The organism is Nocardia sp. NPDC051990 (assembly GCF_040680755.1).
Taxonomy (GTDB): Bacteria; Actinomycetota; Actinomycetes; order Mycobacteriales; family Mycobacteriaceae; genus Nocardia.
The window spans coordinates 1-2,202 of the sequence record NZ_JBFAXH010000039.1 but is presented as its reverse complement, the minus strand read 5'-3'; the positions used below and the strand labels follow the sequence as shown (position 1 = coordinate 2,202).

Here is a 2,202-nt window from a genome sequence, read left to right as displayed (position 1 = left end):
ATCCGCACCAACCCGGCATCCACCCGATAACCAACCGTCGCACCCCGATGAGACATCAGCACCGGCCGCGGCCGATCGACCGGCAAAGACAACTCCTCGGGAACACCGTCGAGGGTTTCGGTCCAGTATCGGATCTGCTGGGCGCTCAACGATTCCGGGTCGTCGGGCGAGCCGAGGGTAGCTCGTTGCCATAGTGCGTAGTCCGCATACTGGACAGGCAGCGGCGTCCACGATGGGACTTCACCACGAATCCGTGCGGTGTACGCAGTTGTCACGTCGCGGGCCAGGGGTGTCATGGAGAAGCCGTCCGCGACGATGTGATGCACCACGACGGCCAGCACATATTCGGATTCCTCGCCGCCGACCGCACGGAACAATCGGGCACGCACCGGCACCTGGGCGCTCACGTCGAAACCCTCGGCGACGAATTCGGTTACCGTTGCGATCAACTGGCTCGGCAGAACCGGTACCGGAGTCAGTTCGTGGTCTACGTCGTCGGCGGATTCGATCAGCTGGATCAGCATTCCGTCGTGGTCCGGGTACCGCGTTCGCAAAGACTCGTGTCTGCGCAGCACGTCGACCATGGCCAAGCGCAGGGCAGCGACATCCACCTCGCCGCGCAGCCGAATGGCGATCGGCATGTTGTACGCCCCAGCGCCGGGTTCGTACTGATTGAGGAACCACATCCGTTGTTGGGCCGGCGCCAACGGCACGAGCTCGGGGCGCGGCCCAGCGATCAACGGTGGACGTTGTCGTCCCGTGCCGGCATGTCGCGCTACCTGGGTTGCGAGCGCCGCTACCGTGGACGCCTCGAACAACAGCCGCACCGGAACCTCGGTTTCCAGCGCGGCCCCGAGTCGCGTCGCAACCCGGGTCGCGACCAAACTGTCTCCGCCCATATCGAAGAACGAGTCGTCGAGACCGACCGTGTCGATACCCAGTACATCGGTGAACACTTGGGCGATCGTGTGTTCCATCGGTGTCTCAGGCGCCCGGAACGGTTTGCTATCGGTGTGTACCGGCTTCGGTAAGGCCTTGCGGTCGAGTTTGCCCACCGGCGTCAACGGAATACGGTCCAACAGCATGATCGAAGACGGCACCATATACGACGGCAACCGCCGAGCAAGATATTCGGTCAAAGCCGCAGTATCGACCGAATGATCCGGCGCGGCAACAACATACGAAACCAACGACTCGCCCCCCGAATCGCTGCGGTAGCCGATGGTGGTGACGAAACCAACGGTCTCATGAGCGGCGAGTGCCGCATCGATCTCACCGAGTTCGATGCGTAGGCCCCGAATTTTCACCTGGAAATCAGAACGTCCGAGATGCTGGACCGCCCCACCAGTCGTCCACCGAACCACATCCCCCGTCCGATACATACGCTCACCGGGCATCCAGGGGCACGCTACGAAACGCTCGGCCGTCACATCTGACCGACGATGATATCCACGGGCCAGTGCAGCACCCGCGATATACAACTCACCCGCCACACCGACCGGTACCGGTTGTAGCCGCTGATCCAACACCCATTCCGAGATACCGCGAATCGGGCCACCGATCGTAACCAACTCACCCGCCACCAACGGAGTGCCCTGATTCGTCATGATCGTCGCCTCGGTCGGACCGTAAGCATTGAAGAACTCACGACCGCCGCGCACCCAGCGTCGCACCAGCTCCGGCGGGCAAGCATCACCGGCAGAAACGACGACTCGCAGGTCGTCGAGCCCGTCCGGATCCACCGAAGCCAACGCTCCCGGCGTGATCACGGCATGGGTCACCCGCTCGCGGCGCAGCAGTTCGGCCAGCTCCGCGCCACCGTAGATGCCGGGCATGACGATCACCATCGTGGCGCCGGCGCCCACCGCAAGTAGCAGCTCCCAGACCGAGGCATCGAAGCTCGGCGATGCGAAATGCAGGGTCCGCGAAACCGCGGTCACCGCATAGCGTTCCCGCTGTTCGGACCCGAGCGCGGCCAATCCGGCATGCGTCACGGTCACGGCCTTCGGCATACCCGTGGAGCCGGAGGTATAGATCAGATAGGCCGGATGCTGCGGCCGTAGCGAGGTTGTGCGTTCGGGATCGGAGATCGGCTGGGCACCGAAGTCCTTGTCGAGGTTGTCCGGTGTCAGCCAGTCGATGTCGTCGGGCAGTTGTGCACGCACCGACGGCACGGTCAGACCGATAGCCGCTTTCGAATCG

The 2,202-nt window shown here is 63.5% G+C and carries 1 protein-coding gene; it reads right to left on the bottom strand.

Annotation, left to right across the window (positions count from 1 at the left end):
* Nucleotides 1-2,202: AMP-binding protein (locus AB0L63_RS32675; protein ID WP_364509002.1), on the bottom strand; the 2,202-nt coding region annotated here is incomplete at both ends.